Raw genomic sequence first — 18,158 nt, forward strand, 5'->3', positions numbered from 1 at the left:
TTCTGCCTGTTTTGCGGAGCTCAAGGAGCCAGATCAGATGGCGAACTTCTCGAAATCGAATGTGCCGCAGTTCTCTGCCGAGGTGTACCAGAACGAGTTTCTGCCGGAAGGCGGTCGCGAGGTGAACGCGATCGTGACGGTGACCTCCACCGGAGGCGGCACGAACGGCCGCGCCGTTGCGCTCGCTGCGGCCGCATCCCCTTCGTCCGTACCGGGCCGGGGGGCCGACGCCGCCGTGGTGCTGATGGTCGACTGTTCGGGTTCGATGGACTACCCGCCGACGAAGATGCGCAATGCGCGCGACGCCACGGCCGCGGCCATCGACGCCCTGCGCGACGGCACCGCCTTCGCCGTGGTGAGCGGCACACATGTGGCCCGCGAGGTCTATCCGGGCGGTGGCCGCCTCGCCGTCGCCGATCCGACGACACGTGCGCAGGCCAAGCAGGCGCTGCGCGGACTGAACGCGGGCGGCGGCACTGCGATAGGCACCTGGCTGCGCCTGGCCGACCGCCTGCTGCACTCCGAGACATCCGCGTCCTCCGGGACCTCAGGCATCCGTCACGGCATCCTGCTCACCGACGGCCGCAACGAGCACGAGTCGCCGGAGGATCTCCGCGCCGCGCTGGACGCCTGTGCGGGCCGCTTCACCTGCGACGCCCGCGGTGTCGGCACCGACTGGGAGGTCAAGGAGGTCACGGGCATCGCCTCGGCGCTCCTCGGCAGCGCCGACATCGTCGCCGATCCGTCGGAACTCGCCGCGGACTTCACCCGGATGATGGCGAACGCGATGGGCAAGGAGGTCGCGGACGTGGCACTGCGGCTGTGGACGCCCGTCGGTGTCGAGATCAAGTTTGTGAAACAGGTGGCGCCGACGGTCGAGGAACTGACCGACAGGCGCACGGACGCCGGCCCCCGGGCCGGGGACTACCCCACCGGCTCCTGGGGTGACGAGTCCCGCGACTACCACGTGTGCGTGCAGGTGCCGCAGGCGAACATCGGGCAGGAGATGCTCGCGGCCCGGATCTCACTGATCCTCCCCGACCCCGCGGGCGGCACCCCGCAAACGCTTTCCCAAGGGTTGGTCCGGGCCGTGTGGACCGACGACATGGCGGCGTCGACGTCGATCAACCCCCAGGTCGCGCACTACACGGGACAGGCCGAACTGGCACAAGCCATCCAACAGGGGCTGGATGCCCGCAAGTCGGGAGACATCGACGGCGCAACGGCGAAGCTGGGCCGCGCGGTGCAGCTGGCGGCGGCTTCGGGGAACGAGGACACTGCGAAACTCCTTGCGAAGGTGGTGGACGTCGTCGACGAGGCGACCGGTACTGTGCGACTGAAAGCAAAGGTTGCGGAGGCGGACGAGATGACACTCGAAACGCGCTCCACCAAGACAGTTCGCGTCAAGAAGTAGACCTGACTCGAGCGCGAAGCAGCAGGATGTGTCGGCCCCGACGGGACCGACGAAGGAGAGGGGGAAGCACCGACATGCCGACCTGCCCGAACGGACACCAGTCGGTTTCCGACGACTGGTGCGAGGTCTGCGGCCATCGCATGGCCGGGGCGGGGGCTCCGGCGGGCGCGGTGCCGCCGCCTCCTCCCCCGCCGCCCGCGCCGGGATACGGCTACCCGGGCCCCGGCGGTTCCGACGCCACGGCGCAGGCGGAGCTCTGCCCGCAGTGCCGGACGCCGCGCGAGCCGATGGCGCCGTTCTGCGAGGAGTGCCGCTGGAACTTCCTCACGAACACGGCGACCTCGTACACGCCCCTGGCACCTCCCGGCCGCCCCGCACCCGGCGGGCCCGGTGGCCCCGGACCCGGTGGTCCTGGAGCCGGACCCGGCGGCCCCGGTGGTCCTGTTCCGGGGCTGAACCTTCCGCCCGGCTTCCAGGCACAGCAGCAGCAGCCGCGCCCGCCGGACCCGTACGAATACCAGGGCTCGCGGCCCTCCCAGATGAACCGGCCCGCCGAGCCGCTGTCCGGCGACCCGTCGGCGCCCCCCGGCTACCCGCAGTCCGGTCCGCCCGGACCGCCGCCGGGGTTCCAGCAGTCGGGCCCGCCCGCTCCCCCGCAGGCCTTCCAGCAGCCGGGACCGCCCGCTCCGCCGCAGGCCTTCCAGCAGCCCGGATTCCCCCAGGCCGTGCCGGCTCCGCCACCGCCGCAGAGCGGCGCGGACGACTGGATGCTGCCGCCGCCCTCACAGGGCGGACAGCCTCCCCAGCCGCCCCAGCCCATGCAGCAGCAGGGTCCGCCGCAGCCGCAGTACCAGACCTCCGGCAGCTGGACCGCGGTCATCGCGCCCGACCGTGACTACTTCATGGCGATGATGCAGCGCAGCGGCCCCGAGGCCGCCGGGCTGAATCTGCCGGCGTACTCCCCGGAGCAGCAGCTTCCGCTCGCCGGCAACCAGGTCACCATCGGCCGCCGCCGGCACTCCACCGGCGAGTCGCCCGACATCGACCTCTCCGTTCCGCCGGAGGACCCGGGCGTCTCGCACCAGCACGCGATCCTGGTCCAGCAGCAGGACGGCACCTGGGCGGTCGTCGACCAGAACTCCACCAACGGCACGACGGTGAACGGGTCCGAGGACCCGATCCAGCCCTATGTGCCCGTTCCGCTGGTGGACGGCGACCGGGTGCACGTAGGGGCCTGGACCACGATCACCATTCGACGCGGCTAGTGCTGTCTCCTGCCGGGCCCGCCGAGCCCGGCAGCACCCCGGCATGCCCGGGTGCTGCGACCCGGAAGGGTTCACCGGCCCGCGCCGCCCTCCGCACCGCCCCGCTGCGGTGCGGGGCAGCGCGGCGGCGGGAAGGGCACGGTCCGGAATGAGACGGCCTCAGGCTCCGAGGGGCCACGCATACGGTCCTTCGGGGTCGTCCAGCCATGCCCACTGACGTCCGCCGCAGACCGTCACACCGAAGCGCTCCCGCTCCGGCCGCTGCTCGCGGTGCCAGAGCGAGAGCGCCTCGTGCGGATCGAGGCCGGCCGCCGTCAGCGTGAGCAGAAAACCGAACAGCTCGCTCTCGGCGGCCCTGTGCGGCAGCCCGGCCGGCCGCCGCACCGGTGCATGTACGGAGGACGCGGCGCCTCGGAGCGGCACGAAGTAGGCGGGCGTGTGCAGAAAGCGCCCCTCCGCGTGATCCGCGTCCCGCACCCGCAGGACGACCAGACCGCCGGCGAGCGGTGCGAGGATCCCGGCGCCAGCCGAGCACTGCCCTAGCCAGTCCTGCGGCACCGACGGCAGCATGCAGGTCGCGATGATCCTGTCGAAGGGGGCGTGCCCGGGGCAGCCACGGGCACCGTCGCCGTTGATCACCGTGGGGTGGTACCCGGCCGCCGTCAGATGCGCCCGCGCGGACTCGGTGATCTCCGGGTCGAGTTCGACCGTCGTCACGAGTTCCTCGCCGAGCCGGTGGGACAGCAGGGCTGCGTTGTAGCCGGTGCCGGTGCCGATCTCCAGGACGCGATGACCGGCCCGGATCCGAAGCTCGTCGAGCATCCGGGCCATCAGGGACGGCTGGCTGCTGGAGGAGAGCAGCTCCCTGTCGCGTATGCGGGTGGCGAGCGGCCCGTCGGTGTACGCGCCCCTCAGCCAGCGCTCGCGCCGATCCGGATCGGGGTCACCCGACCACAGCCGCTCCTGGCCGGTGAAGGTGGAGAGGTGGTAGTACGGCACGAACAGATGCCGCGGCACCTGTCCGAAGGCGGCCCGCCAGGCGGGATCCTCCAGCGCGCCGGTCGCGGCGATGCGCCGCACCAGGGCCTGCCGCAGCTCCGCGGCGGCGTTCGCGAAGGGGTCCTCCACCCTGCGCATGTCCTGGTGTGCGCCCATGTCTCCACTTTCCTGCGCCCCCGGGCCGGGGGCGAGTACCGGACGGGACCCGGGAGGACACTTCCGGGCAGTGTGGGGGCGGGTTCCGGGCAGAGTCCCCGGACCGGAGTGCTGTGGCGGCCGGTCTGAGACCATGGGGACGGTGCTTGCATTTTCCGGGGGGCCGACCCCGGACCCCGGGCAGGACGTTCCGGGGCCGGCCAGAGCGACATTTTTGTGAGGCTTGTGCACGTGAACGAGATTCCGAGGGGCACACTCCAGGAGCAGACCTTCTACGAGCAGGTCGGCGGCGAGGAAACCTTCCGGCGTCTGGTACGACGCTTCTACGAGGGCGTCGCCGGGGACCCGCTGCTGCGCCCGATGTACCCCGAGGAGGACCTGGGCCCGGCCGAGGAGCGGCTCGCGCTCTTCCTGATGCAGTACTGGGGCGGTCCACGCACCTACAGCGACGATCGCGGCCACCCACGGTTGCGCATGCGCCACGCACCGTTCACCGTCGACAGGGCCGCACACGACGCCTGGCTCACGCACATGCGGGTCGCCGTCGACGAACTGGGGCTCTCCGACGAGCACGAACGGCAACTGTGGAACTACCTCACGTACGCAGCCGCGTCGATGGTGAACACCGCAGGCTGACGAGTACAGGACCCGGCCCCGCGGCCGCTGCATAGGCTCGTGCTGCCGAACCAGAGAATCCGGTTCCGGTGAACAGTCACGATCGGATCAAGGTCACTCCGTAGCGCCGTGAAAGCGGTTTCCCCGCCCAGGCGCCCTCTGAAAGCATCCGGTGAACCTTCGGAAGCGTCCTTCGGGACCGAGGTTCCACGGGGGCGGGACGGGGACGGGGGACGTGTGACGGGGTTCTTGTTTCTGCGCATCGGTGCGCATCGGCTGCTGCTGGCCGCTGCCCTGCTCGCGGTCCTGCTGACGACATCCGTGCTCGCCGCACTCGCCGCGTACTCGGGGTCCGTCGGGGATGCGGCGCTCCGGCACACGCTCCGCGGACGGGCGGCCGCGGACGCCGCGCTCGTCATCACCGCGAATGTGCCGCCCGACCGGCGGGAGGCGGCCCAGGAGGCCGCGGTCCGCGGCGCGCGGCGGACGTTCGACGGGCTGCCGGTGACCGTGCGGAAGCTGGAGGAGTCTGGGCCGTACGCGCTGCCGCGCTCCCTGCAGGCTCCCGGCCCCGGAGCCCGCGCCGGAGAACCGGACCTCACCCGCTTCGCCGCTCTGGACCGGTCGCGGATCCGCCTGGTCTCGGGCACGCTGCCCGGCGCGGCCCCCACCGCCCGCTCCGCCCCGGTGCCGGTCGCCGTCCCCGAAGCCGCTGCCGGGGAGTTGAAGCTGGCCCCCGGAGCGCGGATCACGCTCACCGACAGGCTGGACGGCGCGCCCATGACGGTCCGTGTCACCGGCGTGTACAAGGCCGCCGACACCAGTGATCCGTACTGGCAGCTGGACGCACTCGGCGGCCGCGGGACCCGCACCGTCGTCTTCACCACCTACGGTCCGCTGCTCGCCGACCCGTCCGTCCTCGCGTCCGGCCGGGTCTCCACGGGCGCCACCGCCTGGATGGCGGCCGCCGACCACCGGAACATCACCACCGACCGGATGGACGCCCTGCGCGTCACCTCCGCGCACGGCGCCGAAGCACTCGGCAAGGACCCGGCCTTCGGCGGCAGCGTGAACGTGCGGACCTCGCTGCCCGATGTGCTCGACCGCACCGCGCGTGCCCTGCTCGTGTCCCGGTCGACGCTAATGATCGTCGCCGTGCAGTTGGTGCTGCTCGCCGGATACGCACTGCTGCTGGTGGCCCGGCTGCTCAGTACCGAACGGGCGGGCGAGACGGAACTGCTGCGGGCCCGCGGGGGTTCACGCGGCCGGATCGTCGGACTTGCTGCGCTGGAGGCCCTGCTGCTGGCCGTGCCGGCCGCGGTCTGCGCTCCGCTGTTGTCGGGCCCGCTGACCGGGCTGCTCGCTCGATGGTCCTCGCTCGACGCGATCGGACTGCGGCTCGGCGACGCCCCGGCGGGCCCGGTCCGGCTCGTTTCGGCCGCGGTCGCGGTGTGCTGTGCGGCGGCCGTCGTGATCCCGGCGCTCGCCGCGACGGGCGGTGCGGCCCCCAGCCTGCGACGTGGCCGTGCCACGGCGCTCGCCGCACCCGTGCGTGCCGGTGCCGACATCGGGATGCTGGTGACAGCGGCGGTGGCGTACTGGCAGCTGGACCGCCGGACCACCGCGAGCGGTGCGGGCGCGCTCGGCAGTGACCGCGAGGGCACGCTGGGCATCGACCCCCTCCTGGTCGCGGCGCCCGCGCTGGCCCTGCTCGCCGGGACGGTGCTGACGCTGCGTCTGCTGCCGCCCGCGGCACGGCTCGCGGAGCGGTGGGCGGCAGGCGGGCGCGGGCTGGAGACGGCCCTCGCGGGCTGGCAGTTCAGCCGGCGGCCGATGCGCGGGGCGGGGCCGGTACTGCTGCTCGTGCTCGCCATCGCGATGGGCATGCTGGCGATCGGGCAGAGCGCCTCATGGGACCGTTCGCAGGCCGACCAGGCGGACTTCAGGACGGGCGCGTCCCTTCGGGTGCTCGAGACCGGGACGAGCGGGCCCGGTGACACCGGCCGGTACGCGGACCTGCCCGGCGTACGGAAGGCCGCGCCCGCCCATCGCGCCTCCCTGGGGCTCTCCGGAAACCGTACGGCGACCGTTCTCGCCCTGGACACCGCGCGGGCCGACGAAGGGCTGCTGCTGCGCGGCGATCTGGCGGACCAGCCAAGCGGCCGGCTGCTCGGGGCCGTCGGCACGGTACGGAGCGCCGCGCCCGGTGTGGTCCTGCCCGACGACACCAGGCGGCTCACCGTCGAACTGCGCATCACCGACGAGAAGGCCACGTCGGGTGCCTCCCCGTCCGGACTCGCACCGAGGTTCACCGTGATCGTCGAGGACCGGTACGGCATCCCCTACCGCATCCCCGGCGGTGGGGTGCCCGCCGACGGCCGGACGCACGCCGTGACCGTGGGCCTGGACGGGACCGCAGCGGGCGGGCGTGCCGCTCCCGCCGGGCCGCTCGTGCTGACCGGCCTGCGCATCGACGGTCCGGTACCGCAGGGGCCGGCCGAGAAGCATCGCCTGAGCGTCGAACGCCTCCTGGCTGTCGGCCCCGACGGAGAGGGGCGCACCGTCACGGCACCCGACGGACTGCGCTGGCGGGCAACGAGCACCGACCTGGTCGACGGCGAGTCCCAGGGGGCGGTGCCGCTGCGTCCGACCGCATCGGCGGGAAAGCCGCTCACCGTCGGCTACCGCGTCGGTCCCGCCCGCACCATCGGGCGTGACGGGATCGACCACACCGATCCCATGGAGTTCGGTGTCCGCGTCGGCGTCGAACGCCCGGCCGCGCCGCGGGAGATCCCCGCCGTGGTCACGGAAGGGTTCCTGCGGGCAACGGGTGCGCAGCGCGGTGACGACGTCGAGGTTTCGCTGGCCGGTGAGGAACTGCGCGTGAGGATCGCGCAGGTGGTGCGTCAGCTGCCGACGACCGGGCCGGGCGCCCTGTCGACGGCACCGTCCGCAACCGGGGCGGAGAGCGCGGGGAATGCGGCCGAGACCGGCCAGGAGGACACCGACGGCGGCGCCCTGCTGATTGATCTCCGCACGGTCAACGCATATCTCGCCGAGGACACCGACACGTCGCTGAAGCCCACCGAGTGGTGGCTGAGCACCGGCCCCGGCGGCAGTGCGGACGTCGCCGGAACCCTGCGGCAGCGCCCCGACGCGGCACCGGGTCAGGTCCTCGTTCGCGACGAGGCCGCCGACGAGCTGCTCGGCGATCCGCTGGGCGCGGGCCCGCGCTCGGCGCTGATGGCGGCCGCCGTGGCGGCGGCGGCGCTCGCCGCCGTCGGCTTCGCCGTGAGCGCGGCCGGTTCACTGCGGGAACGTTCCGCCGAACTGGCCGTCCTGCGCGCCCTGGGCGCACCGCGCCGTCGGCTCGCCCGCATGGTCGCCGCGGAACAGGGCGTGCTCATCGGCATCGCGCTTCTGGTGGGTGTCGGTCTCGGAGCGGTGCTGACGAGAGCCGTGGTGCCGCTGATCGTGCTCACGGGCCGGGCCACCCGGCCCGTGCCGCACGTGCTGGTCGAACTGCCGGTGCCACAGGTCGCCCTGCTCCTCGCCGGCGTCACCGCACTGCCCCTGCTGATCGTCGCCGCCATCGCCCTGCGCCGCGGCGACCCCGCGGTGACCCTGCGCCACCAGGGGGAGAACTGAGATGTCCGCACGCACCGAGAATCCGAAGACCCCGAGGAAGCAGGCGGTCCCCCGCCACCCGGTCGCATCATGGGTGCGGACCCGGCTGCGCACGGCACCCGGCACGGCCGCCGCGCTCGGGCTGCTGGTGCTGCTGACTTCCTTCCTCGCCGCCGCGTTCCCCCGCGCAGTCGACGCCTATGAGACCCGTGGCCTGCGACACGACATCGGCTCCTCCCCTCCGTCGCGAAGCGTGCTGGAGCTGACCACTCCGCCGCCGCCGCTGGTGGCGACCGCCGCCCGGGAGGCCGAGCTCCGGCCCGAGCGGCTGGGGCCGCTGCACCAGCGGGTGATCGGCCTGCTGCCCGAGCCGCTGCGCGCGGACACGGGCCAGACCGCGTACGGAGTGCGGACCGGCAGCCCGCTCATGGGCCAGGACCGCTGGCTGCCACGGCCGCAGGGACTGGAGCCGCGGTTCACCCTGGCCGCTCAGTCCGGGCTCGCCGAGCACTCCACGCTGCGCAAGGGCCGGCTGCCTGCCGTGGACGGGCGGGTGACGGCCTCGGCGAAGGAGGTCGAGGCCGCCGTGACCGAAGCAACGGCGAAGGCCCTGCGTCTGGACGTCGGCTCCGTCGTCCACCTCGGTGAGCGGGGTGCACCTCGGCTGGCGGTACGGATCAGCGGAATCGTCGAGCCCCGCCGCCCCGGCGGCAGTTACTGGTCCTTCGAGCCGACCCTGGGCACACCCGGGCTCACCGCAAAGCCGGTCAGGCCGCCGCAGCTCTACTGGCAGGCCGGGCTGCTGCTGGCGCCGGAGGCCGCACCCGCGCTGCTCGGTACCGAAGGCGATCCCCATCCGTACTTCCGTATCGCGCCCGCGACCGGTCATCTCACCGCCCTGAACGCTCCGGGCCTCGCCCGTGTGGTGGCCTCCGTCGAGGGCGGCCCGGGGCTGCTGAAGCTCAGGCAGGCCGCCGGTGACACCGCAGCCCTGAACACCGATCTGGACGCGCTCCTCGCGTCGTACACCACCATGCGGTCCGCGATGGCCCCGGTCGTCGCCGTCGCCGCCTTCGGGATCGGCACGGTCGCCGCCGTCGTTCTCGCGATGACCGGGCGCCTGTTCACCGTGCGACGCAGCGCCGAACTGACCCTGCTGCGTTCACGTGGTGGCTCACTGCGCGGTATCGGCGGCCGGCTGCTCGCCGAGACCGCCGTGGTCGCGGTGCCTGCCGCAGGACTCGGCCTGCTCCTGGCCGTGCCGGCGGTGGGCGAGGCCCGGCTGCTGCCCGCGGTGCTTGCCGCCGGCGGCGTCGCCGTGCTCGCGAGCGCCGCGCTCCCGGTGCATGCCGTGGTGCTTCACCGCAGGCCCCGGGCGTACGGGGAGCGGGACGACCTGGTGCGCGCCCGCCCGGGCAGGCGCCGCACGGTCGCCGAACTCACCCTGCTGGTGCTGGCGGTGGGGGCGGTCGTGGCACTGCGGCGGCGCGGCACGTCCGAAGCGGGCGACCATCTGGTCAGTGCGGCCCCGGTCCTGGTCGGGCTGATCGCGGCCCTGGTGCTCGTACGGCTGTATCCGGTGCCGCTGCGCTGGGCAGCCCGCCCGGTGGGACGGCTGCGCGGCGCTGTCGCCTTCCTGTCGCTGGCCCGTACGGGACGGTCGTCGGCCTCGGGTGCGCTTCCGCTGCTGGCGCTGCTGATCGCGCTGACCACCGCGGCTTTCGGCGGCTCGGTGCTGGCGGGGGTCGCGGATGCGCGCGACCGGGCGGCATTGCTCGCGACCGGTGCGGATGCCCGGATCTCCGGCCCGCTCGACATGACGGCGCTGCCGAACAGCCTTGAGCGCGAGGTCGGAAAGACGCCCGGCGTCAAGGAGGTGACGCCGGTGTGGATCGAGCAGGCGCTCGCGCTGCCCTCCCCCAGGTTCGACGTCACGGACACACTGAATGCCTCACTGGTCGGTGTGGACCGGCGTGCGTATCCGCGGCTGGCCCGGGAGCTCGGGCTCGGTGCCTTCCCCGCGGATGCGCTGAAGGTGACGAAGGGCGAGGGCCCGGGGCGGGTACTGGGCGCCGTCGCCTCGCCCGGTGTCGCGAAGTGGCTCGGCAGCGGGCCGCACCGGATCAAGTCGCTCGCCGGGGTCGTCACGGTCGAGGTCACAACGGTGCGCACCCGCACTCCGGCGGTGTCGTCCGCCGATTTCCTGGTCGTCGACGGCGCCGGGCTGACCCGGCAGCCCCCGACGGCTCTGCTGGCCCGGGGTGACCGGATCGACGTCGATGCGCTGCGAGCCGTGGTGACCGGCGCGGACAAGGACCTGTCGGTGCGGCTGCGCGCCGAGGCACGTGCGGCGTTCACCGACTCCCCGCTGCAGTCGGGCGCCGAGCGGATCTACACGGCGGCGATCGCCGCCGGTGCGGGCTATGCCGTACTCGCGCTGCTGCTGTCGCTGATGCAGTCGGCCCCTGAACGCGCCACGCTGCTCGCCCGGTTGCGCACCATGGGCCTGACCACACGGCAGGGACGACAACTGCTCGGCCTGGAGGCGCTGCCGCAGGCGCTACTCGCCGCAGGGGGCGGAGTGCTCGTCGGCTGGGCGACGATCCGGTTGCTCGCCCCGGGTGTGGACCTGGTGCGGCTCGCGCTGGCCACGGCTCCGGGGCTCGCCCCGGTGGACGGCGCCTCACTGCGGGCCGACCCGTGGTCGCTGGCGCTGCCCGCCGCAGGTGTGGTGGTGCTGGCCGGCTCGGTGGCCGCCGCGCAGGCCTGGTGGGCGGGACGCCGCGGATCGATCCGTGACCTCAGGGCAGGAGACATGCGATGACCGATACGACGACGACCACGCTCGCCGAGCTGGAGCAGCGGGCGGCGGCGCGGCGCGACCGGCCCTCGTACGGTCACGACGCGCTGATCGCCTGCGACCGGCTGGTCCGCATCTTCACTGCCGACGGGGTGGAGGTGCAGGCGCTCCAGGGCCTGGATCTCCTGGTCCGGGAGGGCGAGTTGACGGCACTCGTCGGCGCGTCCGGCAGCGGCAAGTCCACGCTGATGAACATCCTCGCCGGTCTGGATGTCCCCACGGCCGGCGCGGCGAAGGTCGCCGGCTGTGATCTGCTCGCGATGGACGCAAAGGCGCGGCTGCGTTACCGCCGTGAAGTGGTCGGATTCGTCTGGCAGCAGACCGCGCGCAATCTGATGCCCTACCTGACGGCGGCCCAGAACGTGGCCCTGCCGATGCAGTTGAAGGGCCGGACGCGGAGGAAGGCCGAGCGCACGCAGGAGCTGCTGGCGATGCTGGGGGTGGCCGACTGCCGCGACCGCCGTCCGCAGCAGATGTCGGGCGGCCAGCAGCAGCGCGTCGCGATCGCCGTCGCCCTCGCCAACTCCCCGTCGGTGCTGCTCGCGGACGAGCCGACCGGCGAGCTGGACTCCGCCACCGGCGAGCAGGTCTTCGCCGCGTTCCGCCGGGCCAACGAGGAGCTCGGCACGACGATCGTGATCGTCACGCACGACCAGGCAGTCGCGGGGGAGGTCCGGCGTACGGTCGCGATACGTGACGGACGTACCTCCTCGGAGGTGCTGCGCCGCACGGAGATCGACGCGGAGGGCCGGGAGTCGGTCGTGGCACGGGAGTACGCGATGCTGGACCGGGCGGGCCGGCTCCAGCTGCCCTCCGACTACACCGCGGCCCTCGGCATGGAGCACCGGGTGCTGGTGGAGCTGGAGAAGGACCACATCGGGGTGTGGCCGGACGACGCAGGACACCGGCGGGAGGAGACTCCGGGAACCCGGGACACGGCCTGAGGGCTCTCCCGTAATCCCCGGCGGGCGCCCCGGCCGGCGAGCCGGACGACCATGCCCTCGGCCGGTCCCGCGGCGGGCTGACCACCAGGATCACCTTGCCGCGGACAGCCGCTGCCGCCCACCGGCGTTCACCATCCCGCCCGACCAGGCCGGCGACGCACCGCGTTCACCGAGGTCATGGCCCGCTCACGGGTGCCCCGGCCCATCGGCCGGCCCAGGACCACACCGGACATGATCGGCCGAAAGGGCCCACTCATCCGCGCGATCCGTTCCCATCTCCGCCGGTGCGGAATCCGGGCCGTGATCCCATGGCCCGCCGACCAGGCCGCTGACCGCAAACGCCTTGGCAGCCGCGGCGGCAGGCCACCGGTCTTCGATCACGACACCTACAAACAACAGAACACGGTCGAGCGCTGCATCAACAAACTAGGCGGCGAGCTGTTCCGTCACCCACCGGTGGAAGCCGCTTATGTGGTGCTCGCTGGGGACGAGCACTCCCCCGGTCCGGTAGGCGCGCGAGTCCATGGCGGGCTGGGTGAGCTCGCAGGCCTCGAAGTCCTGCTCGTTGACCCGGTGAAACAACTCCACGGACCGGGACAGATCCGCTCCCGACCCGACGACCTCGGGCGCATACAGCCAGTCGCACTCCACGAGCGTACGGGCGTGGCTCACCGGGAACATCCGGTGCACGATCACATGGTCGGGCACGAGGTTGACGAAGACCTGGGGTTTGACGGTGACGGCGTAGTAGCGGCGGTCCTGGGCGTCGGTGAGGCCGGGCAGCCGGCCGAAGCCCTCACTGCCGTCGACGGTGAACCCCTGTGCGGCGGAGGCGAATTCGGCCCCGTGCCCTACGTAGTACTGGGCCGCGAGACCCCGGGCGAACTCCGGCAGCACACCGGTGAGTTCGGGGTGGATCGTGGCGCAGTGGTAGCACTCCATGAAGTTCTCGACGATCAGCTTCCAGTTGGCCGCGACGTCGTAGTGGATCCGGCGGCCGAGGACGAGGTCCTCCGCGCCGTAGCGGTCGATGGCCGCGGCCTCGCCGAGGCGTTCGACGGCCGCGCCGAGGACCGTGTCCTCGAAGGACGGCGGTTCGTCTGCCAGGCACACCCATGCATAGCCGAGCCATTCGCGCAGCGCCACGCCCCGCAGTCCGTACGCGTCCCGGTCGATGTCCTTCATCCTCGCCAGATTGGGCGCGGCGACGAGCCGCCCGTCCAGGTCGTACGTCCAGGCGTGGTACGTGCAGCGGAGGGTGCGGCGAACCTCGCCCGCGGGCTCGGCGCACAGCCTGGCGCCGCGGTGCCGGCAGACGTTGAGGAACGCGCGCAGCCCGCCGTCGGTGTTCCGTGTGATCAGGACGTTCTCGGTGCCGACCTGCACGGTGCGATACGCACCGGGAGTGCCCAGATCGGAGGAGCGCACCGCACAGAACCACAATGCCTCGAAGATGCGCTCCTGTTCGCGGCGGAAGACGCCCGGGTCGGTGTACGCCCGTCCCGGGAGGGTCGCGATGAGACTGGACGTCATAGCGGTCTCCCCGGGGCGAACAGGTCGATGGGGTGGGATGTCGTGCCGGTGAGCGCCAGGTCGGCGAGGATCTCGCCGACGACGGTGACGAACTTGAAGCCGTGTCCGGAGAAACCGCAGGCGACGGTCACCGACTCCGGATGTGCCGGATGGCGGGCGATCACGAAGTTCTCGTCGGGGGTGGTGGCGTACATGCAGGTGACGGCCTTGAGAAAGGTGCCGGGGAGCGTGGGGATCCGGGGCGCGACCTGGTCCGCCATGGCCCGCACCTCGTCGTCGTGGACCGTGCGGTCGATGGTGTCCGGGGTGCAGACCGTGCCCTTGCGGAAGAAGGCGACCTTGGCGCCGCCCTCGGGCCCGTCGATGGACGGGAATCCGTAGATCTGGACCCCGTCGGCGTCCTCCCAGACATAGACGGGGTGGTGGTCGGGCGTGTACGGGCCGATGCCCCCGACGGGCTGGAACCAGTACATGATCTGCCGCTCGATGGTGATCGGCACCCCGAGGTCCGTGAGCAGCTCGGGGGCCCAGGCGCCGGGGCAGACGACGAGCTGCCCCGCGGTGTGGACACCCCCGGCGGTGTGGACCCGCACCCCCGCGCCGGACGCCTCCCAGCGTGTCACCGGCTCCTCGAATCGCAGCTCGGCGCCGCCGGAGGTGGCGAGCTGGAGGTGGGCGGCGACGGTGTTCTCGGGCCGCAGCAGCCCTGCCCCGGCCTCGTACAACGCGACCTCGTCGTCGCGCGGTGCGAACGTCGGGAAACGGCGGTGCAGCTCCTTGGCGTCGAGCATCTCGTGCGGCAGATCCCACTGCTCGGCGGAGCGCAGGGCCCCGGCGACGGGCCGGGACTCGGGGCGGCCGACCATCACACCGCCGCAGAGCGTGGCGATGTCCCGGCCGGAGTCCCGCTCCAGACGCTCATTGAGCTCGTAGGCGCGCAGCAGCAGCGGGACATAGGCGGGGTCCTCGAAGTAGGACTGCCGCGTGATCCGCGAACCGCCGTGACTGGAGCCCATGTTGTGCACGGGACCGTACTTCTCGAGGCCGAGGACGCGGGCGCCGCGTGCCGAGAGGTGGTGTGCGGCGGCGCTGCCCATGCCGCCGAGCCCCAGCACGATCACATCGTAGGACGGTGCCATCTTCAGCTCCTCAGCGCCGGATCCGGTCCATCTGCGGGTCGACCAGGGGCGCTTCGGCCGTGGTCGCGGCGATCTTCTCACCGAAGTACTCGATGTGGACGCCGGTGCCGGGCGGCAGGGCGGGTGGGAGCCACGCATAGGCGATGCAGCGGCCGAGCGTGTAGCCGTAACCGGCGCTGGTGACGTATCCGCGGACCTCGCCGTCGACGTGCACCGGCTCCTTTCCGAGAACGACGGCGGCGGGGTCGTCGAGGGTGAGACAGGTCAGCTTCCTGCGGATCTCCGCCCTGTCGCCGGCCGCTGCGGCGGCAGGGGCGGTGGCGAGAGCCTCCCGCCCGATGAAGTCCCCCTTCTCCGGGCGGACGGCGAAGCCGAGTCCGGCCTCGTAGGGGGTGTCCTCCGCGGTCATGTCCTGGCCCCAGGCCCGGTAGCCCTTCTCCAGGCGCAGGGAGTCGAAGGCGCTGCGTCCTGCGGCGATCACACCGAGGCGGCGGCCGGCCTCCCAGAGCGTGTCCCAGAGGCGCAGTCCGAGATCGGCCCCGGTGTACAGCTCCCAGCCCAGCTCGCCCACATAGCTGACCCGAAGGGCCGTCACCGGCACATGGCCGATGTGCGTCTCCTTGGCGCGGAAGTAGCCGAAGGCGCTGTGCGAGAAGTCGTCCCTGGTGAGCGGCTGGACCAGCTCGCGGGCCAGGGGGCCCCAGACACCGATGCAGCAGGTTCCCGCAGTGATGTCGCGGATGCGTACGCCGTCCGGTGCACGGCGGGTCAGCCAGTCCAGGTCGGCCGGCGAGTTGGCGCCGATCTGGAAGCGTTCGGGGCCGAGTCGGGCGACGGTGAGGTCGGACCGTGTCCCGCCGCCCTCGTCGAGGAGCAGGGTGTAGGTGACCGAGCCGGTCTTTCGCGCCAGCTGGTTCGTCGTCATGTACTGGAGGAAGTCGAGCGAGCCGGGCCCGGTGACCTCGAGCCGTCGTAGCGGGGTCATGTCGTACAAGGCGACCCGCTCACGTGTGGCCAGGGCTTCCGCGGCGGCTGTGGGCGACCAGTGGCGGGCGGACCAGTGGTCACGGACGGGCAGTGCGAGCCCGGCCGCGAGCGGCGCATTGGCCTCGTACCAGTGCGGCCGTTCCCAGCCGGCGCTCTCCAGGAAGCAGGCGCCGAGCTCGCGCTGACGGGAGTGGAAGGGACTGGTGCGCAGCGGACGCGGCTGCTCCGCGGGCTGGAGCGGATGAACGATGTCATAGACCTCGATGAAGCTCTGTGCGCTGCGATCGGCGATGTACGGGGGTGTGAGCTGAGCGCTCTCGAACCGGGCGACGTCGCATTCATGGAGGTCGAGGGGCGGGCGGCCCTCGGTGAGCCAGTCGGCGACGGCCTCGGCGACTCCGGCGGAGTGGGTGACCCAGACCGCTTCGGCGAGCCAGAAGCCACGCAGCTCGCGGGACTCGCCGAGAAGGGGCATCCCGTCGGGAGTGAAGGAGAAGATCCCGTTGAAGCCATGGGCGACCGCGCTGCCGCTCAGGACGGGCAGCAGCGCCTTGGCCTCCTCCCAGCTGGGTTCGAAGTCCACTGTGGTGAAGGCGAGTTCGGAGCCATCGGCCGTGAACGGGTCCACGGGCATGGGCCGGTGTGCGTACGAACCGATGCCGACGCGATCGCCATGAGTGCGGAAGTACAGGTCGCGGTCCTGGTGACGCAGCACGGGCAGCTCGGCGGTCCTGCCGGCGAGCCGGGTCAACGGGCCCGTAGTGGCGTACTGATGGGCGAGCGGCAGCAGCGGCACGGTGACCCCGGCCATGGCTCCGATCACGGGCCCCCAGAACCCGGCGGCCGAGATCACGATGTCGGCGGAGAACACGCCCCGGTCCGTGACGACGCCCGTGACCCGGCCATCGGCCTGCTGGATCCCCGTGACCGTGTGCCGGTCCAGGATCCTGGCACCGCGCGCGGCCGCCCTGTGCGCCATGGCGTCGGCCGCGTCCACGGCCCGTGCCAGGCCGTCGTCGGGGGTGTGGAAGCCGCCGAGGATCCGGCCGGGGTCGAGCAGCGGCCACAGCTCGTGGCACCGCTCGGCCCCGACGACCTCGGCGCGCACGCCCCAGGAAGCTGCGAGCCCCGCCTTGCGATGGAGGTCCGCGAGCCGGGCGGGGGTGGTGGCGACTTCGAGCCCGCCCACTGGCTGGAAGGCCCCCAATTCGGTGAACTTCTCGATCGTCCGCCCGGCGAACTCGCTCATCGTCCGGGACGGATTCGTGCGGAAGACCAGGCCGGGCGCGTGGGAGGTGGAGCCGCCGGGTGTCGGCAGCGAGCCCTTCTCCAGCACGGTGACGCCGGTCCAACCGCGGGCCGTGAGCTCGTCCGCGAGACCGCAGCCGACGATTCCGGCACCGATGACAACCACTCGCGTACTGGGCACGGCCCACCTCTCCGCTGTTGCGTAGTGCACGACGGATTTCGCGATGGGAGACATAGTGGGAAAGCGGCGCGGTGACCGTCAAGAGTGAGGGGCTGACGCTTCGTAATTGGCCGAAGGCCGTGCCCGGGAGGAGGACGGACTCCGGGAACCGGACGGCGGCCCCGGGAGCGGGTCCGTGCCCGGGATCCGGAGCTCAGGGTCCGGGTTCCGGGCACGGGGTCGGCTTCGGGTTCCGGGCACCGCGGACGGGCAAGGGGTACGGGCGTCAGGGCGTCGGGGATCCAAGCGCTCAGAGGTCCGGCGCTCAAGGGCAGGGGCTCAGGAGCTGATGGGGAGGGCTGATGGGCTTCGGGGCTTCGGGGCTTCGGGGAGGGAGGGTCAGCCCGCGTGGCCGAGTCGCCGGGACAGCTCGTGTGCCGCGGCGGCGGTACGGTCCGCCAGCTCCGGCAGCCGCTCCGCGACCAGCCGGTACGCAGGCCCCGCTGTGCTGAGCGCACCGAGCACGGTGCCGTCGTGGCCGCGTACGGGTGCGGCGACGGCGTTCAGCCCGATCTCCAACTCTTCCACGGCAGTGGCGAATCCGCTCTCGGCGGTCGCGGCCAGTTGCTCCCTCAGCATGCGCGCAGAGGTGACCGTGTGCTCCGTGAACCGCTCCAGACGGCCCGAGAGCACCTCGTCCCTGACCGCGGCCGGACCATGTGCGAGCAGCACCTTTCCACTGGACGTGGCATGCAGCGGAGTGCGCCGGCCGAGCCAGTTGTACGAGGTGACGGACGACTGGCCGCGGGCCTGGGCAATGTTGACGGCGGCGGATCCGTCGAGCACGGCGATGTTCACGGTCTCGCCGAGGTCATCGGCGAGTTCGCGGCAGAGCGGCACGCCCTCCTGGGAGATGTCCAGCCGGATTGCGGCGGCTCCGGCAAGGCGCAGCACTCCGGCGCCCAGAGAGTACTTGCCCCGGTCCCTGGACTGAGCGACGAGGCCGCGGTTCTCGAGAACTCCCAGCAGCCGGAACGCCGTCGAGCGGTGCACGCCGAGCTCGTCGGCGATCTCCGTGACGCCTGCCTCACCATGCCTGGCCAGGCTTTCCAGCACGCTCACGGCACGGTCCACCGACTGCACGGAACTCGCCTTGTCCGTCATCGCCCCAGGCCCCCTGACGCCAGATGTCGCGTATCGCGCACTGCCGT

At 72.4% G+C, this 18,158-nt stretch carries 11 protein-coding genes and 1 pseudogene; 7 read left to right on the forward strand and 5 right to left on the reverse strand.

Annotated elements, in window-relative coordinates; genetic code table 11:
• The first annotated feature begins 37 nt into the window (after positions 1-37).
• Together AC068D_RS07125 and AC068D_RS07130 are read left to right on the forward strand one after the other, a co-directional pair.
• Positions 38-1,414 carry a vWA domain-containing protein gene (locus AC068D_RS07125; RefSeq protein ID WP_478821931.1) on the forward strand — a complete coding sequence of 459 codons (1,377 nt, stop codon included), beginning with the start codon at positions 38-40 and terminating at the stop codon, positions 1,412-1,414.
• A 74-nt stretch (positions 1,415-1,488) separates the two neighbouring features.
• Positions 1,489-2,679: an FHA domain-containing protein gene (locus AC068D_RS07130; protein WP_478821932.1), complete on the forward strand. Its 1,191-nt coding sequence runs from the start codon at positions 1,489-1,491 to the stop codon at positions 2,677-2,679.
• A gap of 159 nt (positions 2,680-2,838) precedes the next feature.
• Here the strand turns inward: AC068D_RS07130 and AC068D_RS07135 are convergent, their stop codons facing one another.
• Positions 2,839-3,834 (reverse strand): methyltransferase domain-containing protein, encoded by a 996-nt coding sequence (locus tag AC068D_RS07135; protein WP_478821933.1) that lies wholly within the window; start codon positions 3,832-3,834, stop codon positions 2,839-2,841.
• Positions 3,835-4,065: 231 nt separating this feature from the next.
• On the opposite strand from AC068D_RS07135, the gene AC068D_RS07140 reads away from it, so the two are divergent.
• The 5 genes and pseudogenes from AC068D_RS07140 to AC068D_RS07160 form a co-directional block, all read left to right on the forward strand.
• Entirely contained in the window at positions 4,066-4,470 is a 405-nt protein-coding gene (locus AC068D_RS07140; RefSeq protein WP_478821934.1) for a globin, read from the forward strand.
• A gap of 216 nt (positions 4,471-4,686) precedes the next feature.
• A complete protein-coding gene (locus AC068D_RS07145) occupies positions 4,687-8,097 on the forward strand; it encodes an ABC transporter permease (RefSeq protein WP_478821935.1) in 3,411 nt (1,136 codons plus the stop codon).
• Between the two features lies 1 nt (position 8,098).
• Positions 8,099-10,900: an FtsX-like permease family protein gene (locus AC068D_RS07150; protein ID WP_478821936.1), complete on the forward strand. Its 2,802-nt coding sequence runs from the start codon at positions 8,099-8,101 to the stop codon at positions 10,898-10,900.
• Positions 10,897-11,880, forward strand: coding sequence for an ABC transporter ATP-binding protein (locus AC068D_RS07155; RefSeq protein ID WP_478821937.1), 984 nt, complete (start codon positions 10,897-10,899; stop codon positions 11,878-11,880). The genes AC068D_RS07150 and AC068D_RS07155 overlap by 4 nt, the downstream gene beginning before the upstream one ends.
• 38 nt (positions 11,881-11,918) lie before the next feature.
• A pseudogene (locus tag AC068D_RS07160) lies at positions 11,919-12,309 on the forward strand (transposase family protein); the annotation flags it as partial.
• On the opposite strand, the gene AC068D_RS07165 reads toward AC068D_RS07160, so the two are convergent.
• From AC068D_RS07165 to AC068D_RS07180, 4 genes are all read right to left on the reverse strand, one after another.
• Positions 12,307-13,413 (reverse strand): aromatic ring-hydroxylating oxygenase subunit alpha, encoded by a 1,107-nt coding sequence (locus tag AC068D_RS07165; RefSeq protein ID WP_478821938.1) that lies wholly within the window; start codon positions 13,411-13,413, stop codon positions 12,307-12,309. The pseudogene AC068D_RS07160 and the gene AC068D_RS07165 overlap by 3 nt on opposite strands.
• Positions 13,410-14,552 carry an N-methyl-L-tryptophan oxidase gene (gene solA / locus AC068D_RS07170; RefSeq protein WP_478821939.1) on the reverse strand — a complete coding sequence of 381 codons (1,143 nt, stop codon included), beginning with the start codon at positions 14,550-14,552 and terminating at the stop codon, positions 13,410-13,412. Before solA ends, AC068D_RS07165 begins: the two co-directional genes overlap by 4 nt.
• Positions 14,553-14,562: 10 nt before the next feature.
• Complete coding sequence (locus AC068D_RS07175; RefSeq protein ID WP_478821940.1) at positions 14,563-17,022, reverse strand: GcvT family protein; 2,460 nt, start codon at positions 17,020-17,022, stop codon at positions 14,563-14,565.
• Between the two features lie 324 nt (positions 17,023-17,346).
• A complete protein-coding gene (locus AC068D_RS07180; protein WP_478821941.1) occupies positions 17,347-18,111 on the reverse strand; it encodes an IclR family transcriptional regulator in 765 nt (254 codons plus the stop codon).
• Between the last annotated feature and the right edge of the window lie 47 nt (positions 18,112-18,158).

The sequence above is a fragment of the Streptomyces sp. NPDC043861 genome (assembly GCF_056435905.1).

Coding starts and splice junctions, on each gene's coding strand:
- solA (WP_478821939.1), bottom strand. CDS start 14,552: ATGGCACCGTCCTACGATGTGATCGTGCTGGGGCTCGGCGGCATGGGC.
- AC068D_RS07180 (WP_478821941.1), bottom strand. CDS start 18,111: ATGACGGACAAGGCGAGTTCCGTGCAGTCGGTGGACCGTGCCGTGAGC.
- AC068D_RS07175 (WP_478821940.1), bottom strand. CDS start 17,022: ATGTCTCCCATCGCGAAATCCGTCGTGCACTACGCAACAGCGGAGAGG.
- AC068D_RS07130 (WP_478821932.1), top strand. CDS start 1,489: ATGCCGACCTGCCCGAACGGACACCAGTCGGTTTCCGACGACTGGTGC.
- AC068D_RS07155 (WP_478821937.1), top strand. CDS start 10,897: ATGACCGATACGACGACGACCACGCTCGCCGAGCTGGAGCAGCGGGCG.
- AC068D_RS07150 (WP_478821936.1), top strand. CDS start 8,099: ATGTCCGCACGCACCGAGAATCCGAAGACCCCGAGGAAGCAGGCGGTC.
- AC068D_RS07135 (WP_478821933.1), bottom strand. CDS start 3,834: ATGGGCGCACACCAGGACATGCGCAGGGTGGAGGACCCCTTCGCGAAC.
- AC068D_RS07125 (WP_478821931.1), top strand. CDS start 38: ATGGCGAACTTCTCGAAATCGAATGTGCCGCAGTTCTCTGCCGAGGTG.
- AC068D_RS07165 (WP_478821938.1), bottom strand. CDS start 13,413: ATGACGTCCAGTCTCATCGCGACCCTCCCGGGACGGGCGTACACCGAC.